This window comes from Mesorhizobium sp. EU05-FHT14A09, assembly GCF_058790995.1.
Map to the genome: position 1 here is coordinate 57,766 of NZ_JBYTDF010000011.1, position 15,495 is coordinate 73,260.

General features: G+C 64.6%; 14 protein-coding genes. 3 read left to right on the forward strand and 11 right to left on the reverse strand.

Annotation, left to right across the window (positions count from 1 at the left end):
- Positions 1-30: 30 nt before the first annotated feature.
- Together AC3WTO_RS26780 and AC3WTO_RS26785 are read right to left on the reverse strand one after the other, a co-directional pair.
- Positions 31-234, reverse strand: coding sequence for a hypothetical protein (locus tag AC3WTO_RS26780; protein WP_492464057.1), 204 nt, complete (start codon positions 232-234; stop codon positions 31-33).
- Positions 235-465: 231 nt separating this feature from the next.
- Positions 466-1,110: a helix-turn-helix domain-containing protein gene (locus AC3WTO_RS26785; protein WP_492558445.1), complete on the reverse strand. Its 645-nt coding sequence runs from the start codon at positions 1,108-1,110 to the stop codon at positions 466-468.
- 243 nt (positions 1,111-1,353) lie between these two features.
- Between AC3WTO_RS26785 and AC3WTO_RS26790 the strand changes: the two genes are divergently transcribed.
- Positions 1,354-1,761, forward strand: coding sequence for a cupin domain-containing protein (locus AC3WTO_RS26790; protein ID WP_492464055.1), 408 nt, complete (start codon positions 1,354-1,356; stop codon positions 1,759-1,761).
- Positions 1,762-1,820: 59 nt separating this feature from the next.
- On the opposite strand, the gene lhgO is transcribed toward AC3WTO_RS26790, so the two are convergent.
- Positions 1,821-3,023 (reverse strand): L-2-hydroxyglutarate oxidase, encoded by a 1,203-nt coding sequence (lhgO, locus tag AC3WTO_RS26795; protein ID WP_492464054.1) that lies wholly within the window; start codon positions 3,021-3,023, stop codon positions 1,821-1,823.
- 110 nt (positions 3,024-3,133) lie between these two features.
- On the opposite strand from lhgO, the gene AC3WTO_RS26800 reads away from it, so the two are divergent.
- Positions 3,134-4,621 carry an aminotransferase-like domain-containing protein gene (locus tag AC3WTO_RS26800; RefSeq protein ID WP_492464053.1) on the forward strand — a complete coding sequence of 496 codons (1,488 nt, stop codon included), beginning with the start codon at positions 3,134-3,136 and terminating at the stop codon, positions 4,619-4,621.
- Between the two features lie 137 nt (positions 4,622-4,758).
- Here AC3WTO_RS26800 and AC3WTO_RS26805 read toward each other — a convergent pair whose 3' ends face one another.
- The 8 genes from AC3WTO_RS26805 to AC3WTO_RS26840 all read right to left on the reverse strand — a co-directional run bounded on the left by AC3WTO_RS26805 (position 4,759) and on the right by AC3WTO_RS26840 (position 12,005).
- Positions 4,759-5,391: a class II aldolase/adducin family protein gene (locus AC3WTO_RS26805; RefSeq protein WP_492464052.1), complete on the reverse strand. Its 633-nt coding sequence runs from the start codon at positions 5,389-5,391 to the stop codon at positions 4,759-4,761.
- A gap of 32 nt (positions 5,392-5,423) precedes the next feature.
- Positions 5,424-6,929, reverse strand: a complete 1,506-nt coding sequence (locus tag AC3WTO_RS26810) for an amidohydrolase family protein (RefSeq protein WP_492464051.1) — start codon at positions 6,927-6,929, stop codon at positions 5,424-5,426.
- Positions 6,926-7,960, reverse strand: coding sequence for a s-methyl-5-thioribose-1-phosphate isomerase (locus AC3WTO_RS26815; RefSeq protein ID WP_492464050.1), 1,035 nt, complete (start codon positions 7,958-7,960; stop codon positions 6,926-6,928). Before AC3WTO_RS26815 ends, AC3WTO_RS26810 begins: the two co-directional genes overlap by 4 nt.
- Positions 7,961-8,016: 56 nt before the next feature.
- Positions 8,017-8,844 (reverse strand): nucleoside phosphorylase, encoded by an 828-nt coding sequence (locus AC3WTO_RS26820; RefSeq protein WP_492464049.1) that lies wholly within the window; start codon positions 8,842-8,844, stop codon positions 8,017-8,019.
- Positions 8,845-8,866: 22 nt separating this feature from the next.
- Positions 8,867-9,616, reverse strand: a complete 750-nt coding sequence (locus tag AC3WTO_RS26825; RefSeq protein ID WP_492464048.1) for an ABC transporter permease — start codon at positions 9,614-9,616, stop codon at positions 8,867-8,869.
- Positions 9,613-10,389, reverse strand: coding sequence for an ABC transporter ATP-binding protein (locus AC3WTO_RS26830; protein ID WP_492464047.1), 777 nt, complete (start codon positions 10,387-10,389; stop codon positions 9,613-9,615). The genes AC3WTO_RS26825 and AC3WTO_RS26830 overlap by 4 nt, the downstream gene beginning before the upstream one ends.
- 3 nt (positions 10,390-10,392) lie before the next feature.
- A complete protein-coding gene (locus tag AC3WTO_RS26835) occupies positions 10,393-11,400 on the reverse strand; it encodes an ABC transporter substrate-binding protein (RefSeq protein ID WP_492464046.1) in 1,008 nt (335 codons plus the stop codon).
- Between the two features lie 188 nt (positions 11,401-11,588).
- Positions 11,589-12,005 carry a GFA family protein gene (locus tag AC3WTO_RS26840; protein WP_492464045.1) on the reverse strand — a complete coding sequence of 139 codons (417 nt, stop codon included), beginning with the start codon at positions 12,003-12,005 and terminating at the stop codon, positions 11,589-11,591.
- Between the two features lie 405 nt (positions 12,006-12,410).
- Here AC3WTO_RS26840 and AC3WTO_RS26845 point away from each other — a divergent pair.
- Positions 12,411-15,495: beta strand repeat-containing protein (locus AC3WTO_RS26845; RefSeq protein ID WP_492464044.1), on the forward strand; the 3,085-nt coding region annotated here is incomplete at its 3' end.

Sequence of the window (15,495 nt, forward strand, 5' to 3'; positions counted from 1 at the left end):
GTCGGTACCGGCATCAAGCCGGCACCAGGTTTACAGCGAACCCGCTTCCTTCCGGATCAGGCCGGCAACGACCTGCTCGGCCTCCTGCAGCAGTGAACGCAACTGGACCGGGCTCGCGGTCTCGACGTGGGCCTGCATGTCGAGGATGTCGAGATAAAGCTCGACGGTTCGCTCGTAGAGATGGGGAACCGCGCCTGACGGTCGGGCCCTGTTCACTATGGTCAAATCGGACATTTCGATCACTCCGGCGTCGCCGCCGGCCCCAGAGATTCACTTGTTCGCTCAGTCCGGCAGCCGGGAAAAACGGCGTTCGCTTATCCAGAAATGGATGAATCGGACCGGTGCAGAATAACCGGGGTACACTGACATCATTCTGTCAGGAGGGATCGTTGCGCGTCAGCCGTCGCCCATGCCGCGGGCCCAACCGTCGATGCCAGGCCAGACCTCGCTACCAGACGGCGTTCCTCACCGCGCGCGACCGCCGGGATGGAGAAGCCGCGCCTGGCCGGGCGTGATGCCGAAGAATGCGCGAAACGCCGCGCCGAAAGCCGGGATGCTTTCAAAGCCGGCAATCGAGGCCGCCTTCGCCGGCTGCACGCCCATCGTCAGCGCGCTCAACGCCTCAGTCAAACGAGCCTGCTGACGCCACTGCCGGAAGCTCAAGCCCGTCTCGGCCCGGAACATGCGAGCCAGTGTCCGGCTTGAGGCATTTGCCACTTCGGCCCATTCCTCCAGGCTCCTCGGATCATGCGGCCGGCTGCGCAGCAGGCAAACCACCCGCAGCAAGCGGGTGTCGCGCGGCAAAGGCAAACCGAGCGGAAGCGGGGTGGATCTTGCTATTTCATCGAGCGCGAGTTCCGCCAGATGGTGCCCCCTGCCGTGCGGCTCCCATTCCACCGACTCGGCGCAGGCAGCGATGATCACCTCGCGCAGCAGGCCGGAGACGGCGATGACCTTCGGCTCTTCCCCGGCCCTTGTCGCTGCGTCCTCGCGCAGGAACAGTTCCCGCATCGCCACGGGCCCGTCCATGCTCACACAATGTCGGGCAGCGGCCGGCAGAAACAGCGCCGTGGTCGGCGGCACCACATAGCTGGAAGCCAGCGTTTCCACGCGCATCACGCCCGAGATCGCATAGAGCAGCTGAGCTCTCGGATGACTGTGGAACCCCGACGACAGGCCTGACGGATAATCGCAGGCGTACCCGACGACAGATCGGCGGGCCGTTTCGAACGGCAGGATCTCGGCTTGTCTTGTCGGCGACAGAAATTGGCCAGCTGTCTCCATCCGGCTAGCCTAAGTTAAACGCGGCTTCTTTCAAGAAGCACTTTTCTTGAAACCGAAGGGGAGACAGCGATGCGCACGGGGCTCTTTCAGACGATCGGATACGTCAAGGCGAACCAGTTGGTCGACGGCCCGATCACGCCCGGCCAGAACAGAAAAAAGGCGCTTGAGGCCGGCAATCTCTGGGTCGGCCAGTGCCATGTCACGGCGCTCGATAAACCCAGCCAATGGCACCATCACGAGGAATTCGACAGTGTGATGTACATGCTGTCGGGTCGCATCCGGGTGGATTTCGGCGCGAACGGGAAGGACTCGTTCGAGATCGGCCAGGGCGACTACGCCTATTTCCCGCGCCGGGCGATCCATCGCTGCCAGATCATCGAGGGTGGCGACGACGTCCACTACGTCTTCGTGCGCGTCGGCCGAGGCGAGACCGTCGTCAATGTGGACGGCCCCGAAGCCGCCGCTCCCGAGAAGTAGCGCTCCATCCCTGCCCGATCCAAGCAGGCCGGTTTCAAGGCGCAATGCTACGCGCGTAGCTATGCATGCGCCAGCTTCTCCGCGACGGTGTCGACGATGTACGCACCGATCGGCAAAGCGGCAGTGGCGGCTGGCGATGGCGCGTTGCAGACATGCGTGGTCCTTGCGGTCTGCACGATGAGGAAGTCATGGATCAGCGTGCCATCGGCCTTCACGGCCTGGGCACGGATGCCACTCGGATGCGGTTCCAGATCCTCGAGCGTTAGCGAAGGGCAATATTTCTGACACAGCGCCAGATAGCGGCGGCGGGAAAAGGCGCTGTGCAGTTCCTCCATAGCGGAGGTCCGATGGTTCCAGATCGTACGCCAGAAGCCGGGGAATGTCGCCAGCTCGACCGAATCCGCAAGGTTCAGGCTGAAGCGACCATAGCCCTCGCGGGCGAATGACAGGGCGGCGTTCGGCCCCACGGTGACGAAACCTCCGATCATCCTGGTCAGGTGCACGCCGAGAAACGGCAATGCCGGATCGGGAACGGGATAGATGAGGTGGCGGATGATGGCATTGCGTTCGGCACGCAGCCGGAAATAGTCGCCGCGGAACGGCACGATGCGGAAATCGATGTCGAGGCCGGCCAGCCGCGCCAGACGATCGGACTGGACGCCGGCGCAGGTGATGACGTAGCGCGCGCGCAGGGTGCCGTCATCGGTGTGTATCTCGACCTCGCCGGGATGTTCCTTGAAGCCCCTGCAGGCGGCGCCGTAGCGGATCTCCCCACCGGCACCGACGATCTGGTCGGCGATGCAGCGACAGATGGCGGCGTAGTCGACAATGCCGGTCTCGCGGAAAAGCAGCGCGCCCAGTCCGGTAATCGCGGGCTCCCGTTCGGTCAATTGCCCGCCGTCCAGCCGCAAGGGCTGAAGGCCATTGGCGCGGGCCCGCACTTCGAGGTCGGCGAGCCGGTCAAGCTCAGTGCCGGAGGTTGCGACGACAAGCTTTCCGCATTGGTCGTAGGGAATGGAATTCTCGCGGCAGAAGGCCATGGTCCGTTCACTGCCCTCCCGGCAGAACCTGGCCTTGAGCGATCCCGGCGCATAATAGACCCCGGCGTGGATCACCCCGCTGTTGCGACCCGTCTGGTGCAGGGCGGGCGCGCGTTCCTTTTCCAGCACGACAATGGAAGCATGCCGGAAGCGCTGCTGCAGTTGCATGGCCGTCGAGAGACCGACGATGCCGGTGCCAATGATACAGAAATCGAAGATCACGACTGTTCCGCTGCCCGCTGATGTTCACCACGAGCATTACGCGGCGAAGGAACGATGGTAAGGTCCAGTTTTTTCCTGGCTGGGAACCAGTGGCATCGTTGGACGGACACATGATGAAGACCAGGGCGAGAGGCCAGAGCGACGCGAACATGGTCTGGGAGCAACTGCTGGCCCGGCCTGATCCGGCGCGCGGCGCCATCACCATGCAGGTCATCGAGAACTTCGTTGATGCGATCGTCAGCCGGCAGATCCCGGCTGGGGTGCGGGTGCCATCGACGCGCGTCATGGCGGCAACGCTTGGCATCGGCCGCAACACCGCGATCACCGCCGTCAACTCGCTGGTGGAACAGGGCTACCTCGTGGTGAAGGACCGTTCCGGCGTCTTCGTCGCACCGTTCGGTTTCGAGACAGGAGCCCGCGAACGCAGGATCGAGCCTAAGGAAGCCGGCTATGACTGGTACCGGCGGCTCGGCCTCGCGCCGTCCCTGCCCCGAGCGCAGCCGCCGGCATCGCCTTCCTACAATTTCCGCTACGGCCAGTTCGATCCGAGCACCTTTCCCACCAACCACTGGCGGCAATGCGAACGCAGTGCGCTCGGCCTGACCCAGATCGCCGACTGGGGTCGCGACATGATCGACATGGACGATGCCGGACTGATCGAAAGCCTGCGCCGCCATGTGCTGCCCAACCATGGCATATGGGCGGAGGCCGATGAGATCCTGATCACCCTCGGCGGGCAGGAAGGGCGCTATCTCGTCACGCAGCTGCTCGGCAAACCGGGCACGACTGTGGGGCTGGAGCAGCCAGGCCTGCCGGACATGGAACAGCTCGTCCGGTCAACCCCGGCAAAGCGGGTGCATCTGCCCGTCGATCGCGACGGTGCAACGCTTTCGGTGGAGCTCAGGCAATGCGACGTGATCTTCATCACGCCGGGACATCAGTGCCCGACCACGGCGGTGATGCCGGTCGAGCGCCGGCAAGCGCTGCTCGACATCGCGCGCCGCCGCGATACCATCGTGGTCGAGGATACCTACGACACCGAAGTGCTGAGCCATGGCCGGACGACGCCGTCGCTGAAGAGCCTGGACCGCGAAGGCCGGGTGATCCATATCGGCAGCCTGTCGAAGGCGGTAGCGCCCGGGCTGCGCACCGGCTTCGTCGTTGCCTCGCCGCCGGTGATCGAAGCCTTGCGCGCCATCCGCCGCCTGATCCACCGGCATCCACCCGGCAACATCCAGCGCACGCTGGCGATGTTCATCGACCGTGGCTACTACCATTCCTATCTGCGCAAGGTGTCCGGCATCCTGCAGCGCCGACGCCAGGTGCTCAGCGCCGCGCTTGGCGAGCTGAACACTCCAGCCCGTATCGTCGGCAGCGAAGGCGCATCCACCTTCTGGGTCGAGATGCCGACGTCGGTGGATACCACGGCTCTGAGTGCGCTGCTGGAAAGCGAGGGCGTGCTCGTCGATCCGGGCAGCCGCTTCTTCACCGGCGACGGCCCGCGCAACTTCATGCGCATCGCCGTCTCGCAGATCCATGAAAACCAGATCAGGAAAGGGGCAAGGCGCCTTGACGCCGCCGTCCGAGCGGCCGCCTGAGGCCAAAACCGCTCTGGAGCCTGGCCGTAATTTCTTGTAGCGCTCCACCGCAATTCCGCTCCCGGAATTGCTCTAGGCTCTAGCCGTAGTTTTTGTAGCGCTCCACCGCAATTCCGCTCCCGGAATTGCTCTAGGCTCTAGCCGTAGTTTTTGTAGCGTTCGACCGCGATCGCGATCTGGTCGTCGCTCAGGAACGTGACGGGCCCGGCCTGCCGTGCCTGGATGTATTGGCGGCAGAGGATCTCCAGGCGATAGGCCGCGTTGAAGGCTTTTCGCAGCGAGGTGCCATAGGCAATCATGCCGTGGTTGCCGAGCAGGCAGGCGGTGCGGCCGTCGAGTGCGGCCACGGCGGATTGCCCCAGTTCCACCGATCCATAGGTTTCGTAAGTGGTGCAGCGCACGTCACCGCCGCCGAAAGCCGCCAGCATGTAGTGGAACGGCGGCAGCGCCTGGTTGGTGCAGGCCATGGCCACGCAGTGGTCGGAATGGGTATGGACCACGGCTTCGGCGCGTGGAAAGGCACGGTAGATCGCGGCATGCATCGACCATTCGCTGGACGGCCGCAAACCGTCGGCGCATCGCCCGTCCAGATCGGTGTGAACGAAGCTCTCCGGCCTGATCGTCTCCGCGGACGCGCCGGCCGGCGAGATCAGCATGTCGCTCCCGTGGCGCACGCTGATGTTGCCGGCAGCCAGGAAGATCAGGCCGGCGCGGTCCAGTTCGCGATAGAGATGGGCAAGGTCGGCGCGCTTGTCGGCTTCGACGGACATGATGATCCTCCGGTGTCGGAAATGGCGGGCCGTCAGGCCTGGTTTGTTGAGCGCGAAGCGAGGCCGCAGCAGGAACAGGTCGCGCCCGCAAAGGCCGAACCCTGCCAGTCCGCATAGGCTCCGTGCATGGCTTCGATGGCCGGGGCGGTTTCGGCAGCGAGCGCCCGCAGCTCGGCAGCGACGGCCGTCGCGCGTTCGATCAGTGCGGCCTCGTCGAGCACGGTGACGAGACCATCGCGCAGCAGCCAGTTGCCGTCGACCATCAGCGAACGCACGCTGCGCGCATCGGCATGCGCGACAATGGAGGCCAGGCTCAACGGCGCTGCCGCCAGCCCCGGCGCGCGCGGGTCGAGCATCAGCACATCGGCAGCCGCACCGGCTTCCAGGCGACCGCGAACCGCCTGATTGCGGAACACCCCGGCGCCGGCGGCCGTCGCGGCATGAAGTACCTCGGTCGGGCTCAGCCAGCGCCTGAAATCGCTGCCAGGCTCGCGCCCGGAAACCAGCATGTGCCGCATCGCCTCGAACAGGTCGTGGCGGCCACCAGCGTTGGAACAGTCAGTACCGAGCGCGACCTTCAGGCCAAGGTCGAGATCATCGCGGATATCCTTGCGGCCGGAACCCAGCATGGCGTTGCTGATCGGATTGAAGGACAAGGTCACACCGCGCCTGGCCAACAGTTCCTTTTCCTCGGGCGTCAGCCACACGCCATGCGCCACCGACAGGCGTTCATGCAGCAGACCGGCCGCGTCCAGCGCCGCGACCACGCCCCCTGGCCAGCGCTCACCGGCCAGCCGGCTCTGCGGAAACGTCTCAAGCAGATGCGTGTGGCTGCCGAGATCGAGCCCATCCTGCAGCCGCCGCCACAATCTCCAGAATTCGTCCGAACAGCGCTGTGGCGCGTTGGGGCCGCACATCAGCTCGATCCGGTCATGGCCTTCCAGCCGCAGCCGCGCGGCAAGGCCCCAGTAGAGCTCCTCAATGTCTTCGGCGCTACGCGGCGCCAGCGGCAGAAGGCGCTGCGCAAGCTCGGCATCGAGCGGAATGCCGAGAAGGTCCTCGTCGCGCAGGTCGGCGAAGAAAGGCGCGAAGGCGACCCTGAGCCCGGATTCGAGATGGGCATCGAGCCCGATGCCGGCCCGGCTCGCCTGCGGGAAATGATCGACATAGCTGCCGATGCCGTTGCGGATCAATTCGACGGCCGTCAGCAGCACGCTGAGGCGAACGGATTCGTCAGTGGAGCCGCGGCCATGGTTGATGGCGTGAAACGACCACAGCTCCAGCGGCAGGGAGTTCTCGGTTCCGCGAAACAGCGTCGAGGACGAATGGACATGGCAATCGGTGAAAGGCGGCATCAGGATCATACCGGCGGCATCGATGACCTCGTCGGCGCCGAGCGCCGCCTCCGTCGCTTCGGCCGGGGTCAGGATCGCGACGATCCGCCCACCACGGATCAGCAGGCCTCCCGGCATCAGCCCGGCGTCACCGCCCGGCCAGACGGTTGCGTCGATGATGCAGGTCGATCTCTCGCCGCTCATAACAGCGGCTGCTTTGCGAACGTGCGCTGGATGGCGGCAGGCGCAAAGACCCCAATCGAGGTCGCGACCGCCGAGACGAAACGCGGCGGCGTGACGTCGAATGCCGGATACCATCCCTTGGCCAGATACGAAGCGGTTCGCATGCCCAGACAATAGAGCGACTCGTCGCCATCGCGCTCTTCCATTTTCACGTCGTCCGGCCCCGCCGCCCTGGCGTCCGGAAAGCGCACCATGGCGATGAAGGGCAAGCCGAAGCTGTGCGCGGCGATGGCCAGCTGCAGCGTGCCGACCTTGTTGATGACATGGCCGGACAGGGTGACGCGGTCGGCGGCGGTCATCAGCCGGCTGACCAGGCCGCGATCCATGGCATGCGCTGCCATGCCATCGGTGATCACTGTCGTCTCGATACCCATCTCGGCCACGCTGTGCGCCGTCAGGCGGGCGCCCTGCAGATAGGGCCGCGTCTCGGTGCAGATCACCTTCACCGACTTGCCGGCCTTGATGGCGCCGCCAAGCGCATGGATCAGCCCCGACTCCGCCCAGCAATGGGTCAGGATGGTGTCGCCATCCTCGATCAGGCTGGCCGCGTGATCACCGAGCTTGCGGCTGAGCTCCTGCTGCCGATCCCATGCCATGCGCGTGGCGACTTCCACACGTTCGGCCAGGTCCGCGCGATCGAGCCAGGCCTCCGCCTCGGCCAGGAGCTGGCCGATGACGTCACGGATGTTGTTGTTGGTCGGCCGCGTCCGCAACAGGCGGGCGGCGGCATTGGCCAGCGCCTGGCGGCGCGCGGCGGGCTGGAGAGCGTTCGCTTTCCTGGCGGCGAGCACAAAACCAGCGCTGGCGGCGAAGAAAGGACCGCTGCTCTGCGTCACCATCTGCTCGATGGCAACCGCCACCTCCTCCACGGTTTCGCACTCGACGAAGCGGGTCTGGAACGGAAAGACGCGCCGGTCGAGGATGCGTACGCGATCGGGTTCAAGCAGGACGCTTTTGGCAATAAGGGTCGGCATAGCGATAGACGTGTCCATCACCGTCTCCATGTCAGCAATGTTCTTGGCAGGCTTTCCGCGTCGCAGCGACGCTGCTAGATGTCCGCTGCGGTGATCGTCGTCCGCCCGGCCTCCCTGGCCTTCTGGTCCCATGCGGCCAGCCGCGTTATGGCCTCGGCGCCGATCAGGCATGCGCGCGCCACGCCGCCGCTCTCGTCCCAGACGCCGGTGATGCGATTGGCGATGACCGAGCAGATCGCGCCGGCGCGCAGGCCGTAGATGCGTGCCAGCGTCAGAAGCGCCGCACTCTCCATCTCGAAATTGAGCACGCCGGCCCGTTTCATCTCCTCCAGGATGCGCTCGCCTTCCGGGGCGACGTAACCGTTGAAGCCCGGCCGTCCCTGGCCGGCGATGAAGGAGCCGGTGGTGGCGCCGGTGCCGACGCGGTGGCTGAGGCCGTTGGCGGAAGCGGCATCGACCAGCGCGAAGGTGACTTCATGCGAGGCGACGGCCGGGAATTCGTTGCGGACATAAAAATGGCTGGTGCCGTCGAGCCGCACCGCCGCGTCGTTGATGATGAGCGAGCCCGGCTCGATGTCTTCCTTCAGTGTGCCGCAGGTGCCGACGCGGATGAAGGTGTCGATGCCGAGCTTCGCGAGGTCGGCCAGCACGATATCGAGCGATGGCGCGCCCATCATGGTCGAGACGGCGCCGATGCGCACGCCCTTGTAGGTGCCGACGGCAGCGCGATAGCCGCGCGGCAGCGCGATCACCTCGGAGGTGTCCCACTGGCTCGCCATGAAATCCACGCGTTCGGGGTCTCCCGGCAGCAGCACGTAGCGGGGCAGGTTCAGCGCGGCCAGCGCATTGATGCGGCGGCGGTCGCCGGTGTTTGCCGTGGCGGTTTCGGTTGGGCTGGTCATCATGGTTTCCTTGCTCGCGGCATCACGCCGTGCGCCATCTGACGAAATATTTCTCGGCCAGCACCACGGCCCCGAACATCGAGAGGGCGAGCGCCGACGACATCATGATCGAGGCATAGAGCAGCGGGGTACGGTAATCGAAGGTCGACTGAATGATCAGCATGCCGATGCCGGACTCCGCCCCCACCCACTCGCTGACGATGGCGCCGATGACGCTGCTGGTGGCGGCGATCTTCAAGGCCGTGAACACGAAAGGCAGCGAGCGTGGCAGGCGCAGGCGGAAGAACACCTCCACCGGGCTGGCCGACATGATCTTCATCAGTTCCATTTCCGAATGCGACACCGCTTCCAGCCCGCGCAGCGTGTTCACCAGCGTCGGGAACATGCAGATGATGGCGGCGATCGCGATCTTCGACGACATCGACAACCCGAAGACCAGGATCAGCACCGGCGACAGTGCGATGATCGGTATGGTGTTGAACAGCACCACGACCGGGAAGTAGATCGCCCGCAGGCGCTGGCTGTGCACGAAGATCGTCGCCAGCAGGAAGCCTATGCCATTGCCGACGAAGAAGCCGGCGATCGCCTCCACCGCCGTCGGCCGGATGTTGCTCCACAGCAGTTGCCGGTTGTCCCACAGCGCGTGGAGCACGGTGAGCGGATCGGGCGCGATGAAGGGGCGCACCTGGAAAACGATGATGACCGCCTGCCACAGCGCAACCAGCGAAAGCAGGCCGATGACGGGCCAGGCCCAGGTGAGGCTGGGTCTCATGCGTGCCCTCCATGCGCCGTCTCCATCACGCCGCGCAGGCGCGAAGTGATGTCGAAGAAAGCCGATGACGAACGATCGATGCGGTTGTGCGGCTTGTGGTCGTCGAGTTCGATCCTTTCCACGATCCGTCCCGGATGCGCGCCCATCACCACCACCGACTGGCCAAGGAAGGCGGCTTCCGACAGCCCATGGGTGACAAACACCACCGTGGTGCCGGTTTCGCGCCAGATGCGCAGCAGCTCGTCGTTCAGGCCGTCGCGGGTGATCTCGTCGAGCGCCCCGAACGGCTCGTCCATCAACAGGATGTCGGGCTTCGTCACCAAAGCCCGCGCGATCGCGACCCGCTGGCGCTGCCCGCCCGACAATTGCCAGGGCTGGGCGTCTTCACGGCCCTTCAGGCCGACGAGTTCCAGCAATTCGCGCGGATCGCGATGCGGCCGCTTCTGTGCCGACCAGCCGCCGACCTGCAGCGGCATCGCGACATTCTCGAGCGCCGTGCGCCAGGGCAGCAGGGTCGCTTCCTGGAACACGAAGGAGATGCGGCGCTGGCGTCGCACCTCCTGCGGACGATCGCCGAACACCCTTATGGTGCCGCCGCTGCTTTGCAGGAGATCGGCGATGTTGCGCAGCAAGGTGGACTTGCCGCAGCCGGATGGGCCGATCAAAACCACGAACCGGCCTTTCGAAACCTTGAGATCGAGGTTCCGGTATGCGGTGAGGTTGCCAAATGACATGGTGAGGTCGCTGACCTCGATGGCGAGTTCGTTGGACATCGGCTATCCCAGCTTCGGGCGGATGTCCGCGGTGGCATCGAGCACCTGCCACGACACGCACTTTTCAAGCACCGGCGCAGCGCCCTTGAACCGGCCGGCCTGCTGGAACAGTGCGATCTGCGTCGACAGCTTGCCGCCATCATGCCAGCCCCAGCCGTGCTCCTTCGTCTCCTGGTCGAAGGAGAGTGCCATGATGGTGTCCACGGTCTTGTATTCGATCTCGCGGTCAAGCGCCGGATAGGCATCGCACATGATGTCGACGGCTGCCCGCCGGTTGTCGAAAGCCCAGCCCCAGCCACGCGAAACCGCGCGCACATATCTGGAGAGATTCTCCTTCTGCGTCTCGAAGGTCTCGGCACTGGTGAAATAGGAGTTGGCGTAGTTGGGGATGACCTCGGACGGCACGAGGGTGACGATATCCGGGCCGAGCACGGAAAGCGCCTTGGTGTTGGTGAGGAAGCCCGAGACGGCATCCACCTGCCCGGTCAGCAGCGGCGTCATGTCGGCGCCCATGGTAACGACCTTGACCGTCGAGGCATCGAGGCCGCTCTTGGCCATGATCAGGTCGAGCAAGTAGCGCCCGTTGGGATTGATGGCGATCGTCTTGCCGACGAGATCCTGCGGCGTGCGGATCGGCTTGGCGGGCAAGGAGATATAGGCATAGGGCGAGCGGCGGAAACCGCTTGCGAACAGAAGCAGGGGCCGGCCGGCTTCGTAGGCGGTCAGGAACTGTGCCGTGGACGAGAACTGTCCGGCAGCCGCCTGCCCCGCCAGCACGGTCTGGGCATTCGGCCCGCCTGGCCCGAACACGACGCTCAGCCCCTCTTCCTTGAAGAAACCCTTCTGCTGGGCGACGATATCGCCGAGCTGGCCATTGCCGAGGAGCCAGTCGAACTGCACGCGCACCTCGACAGCGTCACCGGCAAAGGCAGGTCCGAAGGACACCATCGTGCCACCCAGTCCCGCGGCAATGCCGCATTTCAGCAAGGCGCGCCTGTTTATTCCCCCCATCGTCCCGTTCCCTTTTGCGGTGGTTGTTGTCGTTGTCGCCAGTCGTAACCGCGCTCCCCGCCGCCGGTAAGAACCAGTTATGTGAATAGAAGGAACCACTTTTGGTGATCGCCGCATCGCGCGGTCAAACCGCGGGTTACGCCGGGACCCGACTGGCGAACCGATACCGGAAACCAGGCAGCGATGGTCTACGACACATCGCCCGGCCGCGGCGCGCTGTGCTTGTGCAGTCGTGGCAGCCTGTCGTCCATGTGGACGAAGGGAAGCTGTTCGCTGACGTAGCCATGGACGGTCGGCGGGTACCGTTCCGGGTGGTCCATCGCGCCCAGCATGAAAAACACCTGGTCGGCAATGCGCGCATCGCGGTAGGCAATGGGCGCGCCGCAAGTCGCGCAGAAGCTTCGCTTGATCGGGTGTTCGCCATAGGTGGACGCATCCCCTCGGAAGGTCACATCCCTGACCAGGAATCCGACGAAGGCCGCGACCGGCGCACCGCTCGCCCTGCGGCAATCACTGCAATGGCAATAGCTGGCGTAGAACGGATCGGCTGACGCCTCGAAGCGGATCGCGCCGCAACGACATCCGCCGGTGTGCAATACGGTCATTCTGCCTCCTGCGGGATTCCAACCGCTGCACCTGAGCGATCGTGAAGCTCCCTGGATGTATATCGACCTCGATCGGAACGTCTGGAGAGACTTCCGATCGAAGATGCCACTAACCCTGATGTACTAGTACACAACTTTTCTGGAGATCATTGCCCACTTTAGATAACTGGATGTTGGGCTCACGGGGGATTTGTTGGGCGTGCATCTCATTTGCACGGCTGGCCACAAGCAAGCCAACTCAAAATCGCAATGGAGTTAGCTCTCTTTTCCTCGCGTCACGCCTGAGGGGCCGCGTGGGGGGAAGTCATGGGATACAGGCAGCGCGGGCTCGTTTGTAGTCCTGCAAGCGTTTTTGAAGCAATTTTCCGCATGGCGGGCTGGATGGTCCTGATCTGGACGAGCATCATGCCCGTTCTCAGGCTCAAACGCTTCGCGCTGGCGATGTTCACCCTTCTGCTCATTTTTCCGAATGCTGCCAACGCGGCATGCACCGTGTTGAATGTGCCGGATTCACATACCTCCCCCTCGGCTTCGCCAATGGCTTCCGGCGGTGCGATAACGATCACTCTGGGTACGTTATGCGATAGTTTTGGCTTAAATCCCTATCCGGATACGACCGGCGCCAACCATTCGACGCCACCGCAACATGGCACTGTGACAGTCAACCCCAGCCCCGGCATCATCACCTACACCAACAATGGTGACGGCGCGACCAGCGACTCGTTCATCCTCACCGATGCAAGCGACAAACCCTTCACCGTCAATGTCGCGATTGCCGCGGCGACCAGCCCAATTACGATCACGCCCGGATCCGTCGCTTCACCGAATGTCGGCGCGAGCTATAGCCAGGCTCTCGGCGCCACAGGCGGCACCGCACCTTACACCCTCACGCAAACAGGCGGGTCCCTGCCTCCCGGCCTGTCGTTTTCCGGGAACACGATCAGCGGCACTCCGGACCAGGCCGGCTCATATTCGGTTACCTTCACGGCAACCGACAATGGCGGTGTCACGGGAACAAAGTCCTATTCCCTGACTGTGCCTGTCCCGACCATCACGATCGCACCGCTCGCCAATGCAAATCTGAATACACCCTATAACCAGACGCTCTCCGCATCTGGAGCATTGGCCCCCTACAGTTTCTCGCTCTATTCCAGCGACACCCTTCCCGCGGGCCTCAGTCTCAACAACGGTGTCATCAGCGGGACGCCCACCGCCCTTGGTACGCACAATTTCAGAATTGAAGCGGTCGACAGCAGTCCCAACCGCCTAGGACCGCAGCGCGGCCCTTACCGCAACGTGATAAGCCTCTCCATCAACGTGCAAAACGTGCCGCCGACGGCAAACCCGGTCAGTGCCACGGTGTCTTATGGCAGTGCTGCCAACCCGATCGCTCTGAACATCACCGGCGCGCCCGCCACATCCGTCGCTGTCACCACCTTGGCCTCCCACGGCACCGCAACGGCCAGCGGCACTTCGATCACCTATACGCCCACGGCAGGCTATGCTGGTCCGGACAGTTTCACCTACACGGCCACCAATGGTGCCGGCACGTCCAGCCCGGCGACCGTGTCCATAACGGTATCCCCACCTGCGATCATCTACGCGCCAGGCAATCCGCCAGCCGGCACACAGGGAGTGGCCTATAGCCAATCCATTGCGGGTGCGAGTGGCGGTGCAGGGCCTTACACCTACACCCTGTTCTCGGGCACCCTGCCTGGGAGCATCGTCTTGAACCCCAACGGAACATTGAGCGGAACAGCGACGGCTGCGGGAACATTTCCCATCAAGGTGGTCGCGAAAGACAGTTCGAGCGGACCTGCTGCTCCTTTCGCCTCAGCACCGGCAGACATCATTCTCACGATCAACGCGGCTCCTCCTACGCTTGCCTCTGTATCACCAGCCAACGGACCCGACGCCGGCGGCACGAGTGTCACTCTCACCGGTTCAGGCTTCATCGGGACTACTGTCGTGACCTTCGGCGGCGCGGCAGCGACCAGCTTCACTGTCAACAGCGACACTTCGATCACGGCCACGACACCGGCACATGCGGCAGGGGCGGTCGCCGTCGCCATCACCGCGCCTGGCGGCAGTGTTACCCTGCCCGGTGCCTTCACCTACGACCTGCCGGTGCCGACGCTCACTTCCGTGGCACCATCCAACGGTCCCGATGCCGGCGGCACCAGTGTCACTCTCTCCGGCTCCGGCTTCACCGGAACCACCGCCGTGACCTTCGGCGGCACAGCGGCGACCAGCTTCACCGTCAACAGCGATACCTCGATCACGGCGACAACGCCGGCTCACGCCGCCGGCTCGGTCGCAGTCGCCGTCACCGCCCCCGGCGGCAATGCGACACTGCCCGGTGTCTTCACCTACGACCTGCCGATGCCGACGCTCACTTCCGTGGCGCCATCCAACGGCCCTGACGCCGGCGGCACCAGCGTTACTCTCTCCGGCTCCGGCTTCACCGGAACCACCGCCGTGACGTTTGGCGGCACAGCGGCAACCAGCTTCACCGTCAACAGCGACAGCTCGATCACCGCCACGACGCCGGCACATACCGCCGGCTCGGTCGCAGTCGCCGTCACCGCCCCCGGCGGCAATGCGACACTGCCCGGTGCCTTCACCTACGACCTGCCGGTGCCGACGCTCACTTCCGTTTCGCCATCCAACGGCCCTGATGCCGGCGGCACCAGCGTTACTCTCTCCGGCTCCGGCTTCACCGGAACCATCGCCGTGACGTTTGGCGGCACAGCGGCGACCAGCTTCACCGTCAACAGTGATACCTCGATCACGGCGACAACGCCGGCTCACACCGCCGGTTCGGTCGCAGTCGCCATCACCGCACCTGGCGGCAGTGCCACCCTGCCCGGTGCCTTCATTTATGACCTGCCCGTGCCGATGCTCACCTCGCTGTCGCCGTCCAACGGGCCCGACGCCGGCGGCACGAGTGTCACTCTCACCGGTTCAGGCTTCACCGGAACCACTGCCGTGACCTTCGGCGGCACGGCCGCGACCAGCTTCACCGTCAACAGCGACAGCTCGATCACCGCCACGACGCCGGCACATACCGCAGGCACAGTGGCTGTTGCCATCACCGCCCCCGGCGGCAATGCAACCTTGCCCGGCGCCTTCACCTACGACCTGCCGGTGCCGACGCTCACTTCCGTGGCGCCATCCAACGGCCTTGATGCCGGCGGCACCAGCGTTACTCTCTCCGGCTCCGGCTTCACCGGAACCACCGCCGTGACGTTTGGCGGCACAGCGGCGACCAGCTTCACCGTCAACAGCGACAGCTCGATCACCGCCACGACCCCGGCACATGCGGCAGGCACAGTGGCTGTCGCAGTCACCGCCCCCGGCGGCAATGCGACCCTGCCCGGCGCTTTCACCTTTGATCTGCCGGTGCCGACGCTCACCTCGGTATCGCCGTCCAACGGTCCTGATGCCGGTGGCACCAGCGTCACCCTCACTGGCGCCGGCTTTACTGGTG

Excerpts from the sequence above, each read along its gene's own strand:
- AC3WTO_RS26780 (WP_492464057.1), bottom strand. The coding sequence starts at position 234 with ATGTCCGATTTGACCATAGTGAACAGGGCCCGACCGTCAGGCGCGGTT.
- AC3WTO_RS26790 (WP_492464055.1), top strand. The coding sequence starts at position 1,354 with ATGCGCACGGGGCTCTTTCAGACGATCGGATACGTCAAGGCGAACCAG.
- AC3WTO_RS26800 (WP_492464053.1), top strand. The coding sequence starts at position 3,134 with ATGATGAAGACCAGGGCGAGAGGCCAGAGCGACGCGAACATGGTCTGG.
- AC3WTO_RS26805 (WP_492464052.1), bottom strand. The coding sequence starts at position 5,391 with ATGTCCGTCGAAGCCGACAAGCGCGCCGACCTTGCCCATCTCTATCGC.
- AC3WTO_RS26810 (WP_492464051.1), bottom strand. The coding sequence starts at position 6,929 with ATGAGCGGCGAGAGATCGACCTGCATCATCGACGCAACCGTCTGGCCG.
- AC3WTO_RS26815 (WP_492464050.1), bottom strand. The coding sequence starts at position 7,960 with ATGGACACGTCTATCGCTATGCCGACCCTTATTGCCAAAAGCGTCCTG.
- AC3WTO_RS26820 (WP_492464049.1), bottom strand. The coding sequence starts at position 8,844 with ATGACCAGCCCAACCGAAACCGCCACGGCAAACACCGGCGACCGCCGC.
- AC3WTO_RS26825 (WP_492464048.1), bottom strand. The coding sequence starts at position 9,616 with ATGAGACCCAGCCTCACCTGGGCCTGGCCCGTCATCGGCCTGCTTTCG.
- AC3WTO_RS26830 (WP_492464047.1), bottom strand. The coding sequence starts at position 10,389 with ATGTCCAACGAACTCGCCATCGAGGTCAGCGACCTCACCATGTCATTT.
- AC3WTO_RS26835 (WP_492464046.1), bottom strand. The coding sequence starts at position 11,400 with ATGGGGGGAATAAACAGGCGCGCCTTGCTGAAATGCGGCATTGCCGCG.
- AC3WTO_RS26840 (WP_492464045.1), bottom strand. The coding sequence starts at position 12,005 with ATGACCGTATTGCACACCGGCGGATGTCGTTGCGGCGCGATCCGCTTC.